We start from the raw sequence: 2460 nt of genomic DNA, 5'->3' as shown, positions 1-2460 counted from the left end.
GGCCGTTCGTCACGATCATGGCTCGCAATACATGTCCGACACCTTCCAGACCGAGATGGGCTTCCTGGGCATTCAGAGCTCGCCAGCTTTCATCCGTGCGCCGGAGGGAAATGGCTGCGCAGAACGCTTCATCCGAACGCTCAAGGAAAATCTGCTCTGGATCCGGACCTTCGCCACCGTCGAAGAACTCCGGCTCGCGCTGCTCGCCTTCCGCCACATCTACAACACCACCTGGCTCATCCAGAGGCTCAATTACCAAACTCCCGCTCAAGTCAGGCAGCAGCAGCTTTCAGCCGTCGCAATCGCCGCGTAGGCTGCCCACAGATGTCTCATCAACCGCGGGCAGTACACCCCCCTGGATGACGCGCACGACGTCCGCGGGTAGATGGGCCGCTGCGACCCTGTCGGCCGGGTGCACCGACCGCCGGCCGACGCTTTCTACCCTCGTCTGAACGACCCGGGTAAGTTCCGCCTCGTCGACAGCATGGAGGTCCGAGGAGATGAGCGTCGCCTGGTCGTTCATAGATCGCCCTCCCTGGATAAGAACAAAACATGAACACGACGGTGAGTGGGGTCCCGGATACGGGTGTGGGACGGATTGGGAACCGATTGGTTACCGATTGCCCGCGGTCCGCAGTGGGCGTCGTATTCGATCAAGCTGATTTGAGACTGCGAGGGCCGATGCAGCGCGTTCTAGACCAGACTCCCGCCTTTTCGAACAACCTCAGACCGCGCAAGACTGAACTGGTTGCAGTTCACAATCAGATGGAGGTTCCCATGGCCAAGGTGCGCGTAGCGGGCTTGGGAGTGTCCATCGACGGCTTCGGGGCCGGCCCGGACCAGAGCCTGGAGTCTCCGCTCGGCAAACGGGGCCAGGAGTTGATGAGTTGGTTCTTCCCGACCCGGACCTTTCGATCGATGGTCGGGAAAGAGGGAGGGACCGAAGGTGCTGACGATCGCTTCGCCCGCGCCGCGATGGAAGGTTTCGGCGCCTTCATCCTCGGCCGTAATATGTTCGGGCCGGCCGGCGACGACTGGGGCGGGCCCGACTGGAAGGGCTGGTGGGGCGACAATCCCCCGTATCACGCGCCGACCTTCATCCTCACGCACCACGCCCGGCGGCCAATCGTGATGGAGGGCGGGACGACCTTCCATTTCGTCACCGACGGGATCGAGGCGGCGCTCTCCCAGGCCAAGGCCGCCGCGGGCGACCTGGACGTGAAGATCGGCGGCGGAGTTTCGACGGTCCGTCAGTACCTGCTCGCAGGAGCGATCGACGAGTTGCACCTGGCGCTGTCGCCCGTCGTTCTGGGTCGTGGCGAATCCCTGTTCGCAGGTGTCGACCTGCCAGGCCTTGGCTATCGGGTAACGGAGGTGGTCCCAACCGAACTGGCGACCCACCTCGCGCTGACGCGCTAACCTGATTAGAATTGAGACTGAGTGATCGTAAGAGATCGGGAGTGATCCCCAATGAGAACGGCAATCATCGGCGACGCGATCACTGGCGATCACTTAAAATCAGACACGGATGGCAGGATAGGCATTGTGGGGCCACAGGTTTGGGAAGCCGCAGGACCGTCGAATGACGCGCGGATGGATGGTAGGCGCCGTGCTGAAATTGAGCAGCGAACCAGTCTGGTGACGGTCCGGCGCTCCCCAATCACAAAGCGACCTTCCCCTCCTCCCTGCGCAGTAGCCAAAGCAAAAGATATCGATCGGATGGCGGCGAAACCCGTCCGTCGTCAGGCGTTCCTATCTTGCGGGAACCCGCGCAGGGACGCTCTGGGCTTCCCGCCGAATGGTCGAGCATCTCTGATAGGCTGAATGGCTTGGAGGTGGTGATGGTGGAGAGGAGAAGGGCGCGCCGGGCGTTCTCGGACGCATTCGAGCGCCGGCGGCGTCAGCTTATCGGCAACAGTAAAATGCGAGGTCAACCATGAGCCCTCCTTCGGAAGCTCGAAATACGCCCGGCATGCTCCGGCGTGACGTCCTGGGGGGTGCCGCCGCCATCGCTGGCGCGGCACTACTGGCGAACCCGGCGGCACTGGCCGCCGGCGAAACCTCTGCACTGCCGTCCATCGCGAACGACGCCGACCTGGAGCGGGCATTGCCGGCATTGTCCAATTGGGGGCGATGGGGCGCGGCGGACCAGCTTGGCACGCTGAACTTCATGTCACCAACGACGAGACTCGCGGCGGCGGCGCTGATTCGTTCGGGGCGTGTCGTTTCGCTCGCCAGAGAGTTCTCGCCTAGCACGCCCGAGTTGCGAAACTTCAACTACGCGATGAAGCGCTACGAGGACCCACTCCCCGAGGAAGCTGGCTGTTACGACGTGGTCGGGATGACTTGCCACGGCTTCGCTATCACCCATCTCGACGCGTTGTGCCACGTCTTCACGCCGGCCGGCGCGCAGGGGATGTATAACGGCTTCTCGGTCGCGGACGTGACCCCAGCCGGGGC

At 63.1% G+C, this 2460-nt stretch carries 3 protein-coding genes and 1 pseudogene; 3 read left to right on the top strand and 1 reads right to left on the bottom strand.

Features of this window, described 5'->3' with window-relative positions; all coding sequences use genetic code 11:
• Positions 1 to 313, top strand: a 313-nt coding sequence (locus tag GSQ92_RS06520) for an integrase core domain-containing protein (RefSeq protein WP_159013192.1), incomplete at its 5' end; no start/stop codon positions are given.
• On the opposite strand, the gene GSQ92_RS06515 is transcribed toward GSQ92_RS06520, so the two are convergent.
• Positions 290 to 523 carry a hypothetical protein gene (locus tag GSQ92_RS06515; protein ID WP_158803344.1) on the bottom strand — a complete coding sequence of 78 codons (234 nt, stop codon included), beginning with the start codon at positions 521 to 523 and terminating at the stop codon, positions 290 to 292. The genes GSQ92_RS06520 and GSQ92_RS06515 overlap by 24 nt on opposite strands.
• 254 nt (positions 524 to 777) lie before the next feature.
• Here GSQ92_RS06515 and GSQ92_RS06510 point away from each other — a divergent pair, with 254 nt between their 5' ends.
• Entirely contained in the window at positions 778 to 1419 is a 642-nt protein-coding gene (locus tag GSQ92_RS06510; RefSeq protein ID WP_158803345.1) for a dihydrofolate reductase family protein, read from the top strand.
• A gap of 517 nt (positions 1420 to 1936) precedes the next feature.
• Positions 1937 to 2460 (top strand): annotated as a pseudogene (locus GSQ92_RS06505) (hypothetical protein); the annotation flags it as partial.

This window comes from Acidisoma sp. S159, assembly GCF_009766125.1.
GTDB lineage: Bacteria > Pseudomonadota > Alphaproteobacteria > Acetobacterales > Acetobacteraceae > Acidisoma.
The sequence above is the reverse complement of the archived record's forward strand: the minus strand, read 5'-3'. Positions and strand labels throughout refer to the sequence as shown.

Excerpts from the sequence above, each read along its gene's own strand:
- GSQ92_RS06515 (WP_158803344.1), bottom strand. The coding sequence starts at position 523 with ATGAACGACCAGGCGACGCTCATCTCCTCGGACCTCCATGCTGTCGAC.
- GSQ92_RS06510 (WP_158803345.1), top strand. The coding sequence starts at position 778 with ATGGCCAAGGTGCGCGTAGCGGGCTTGGGAGTGTCCATCGACGGCTTC.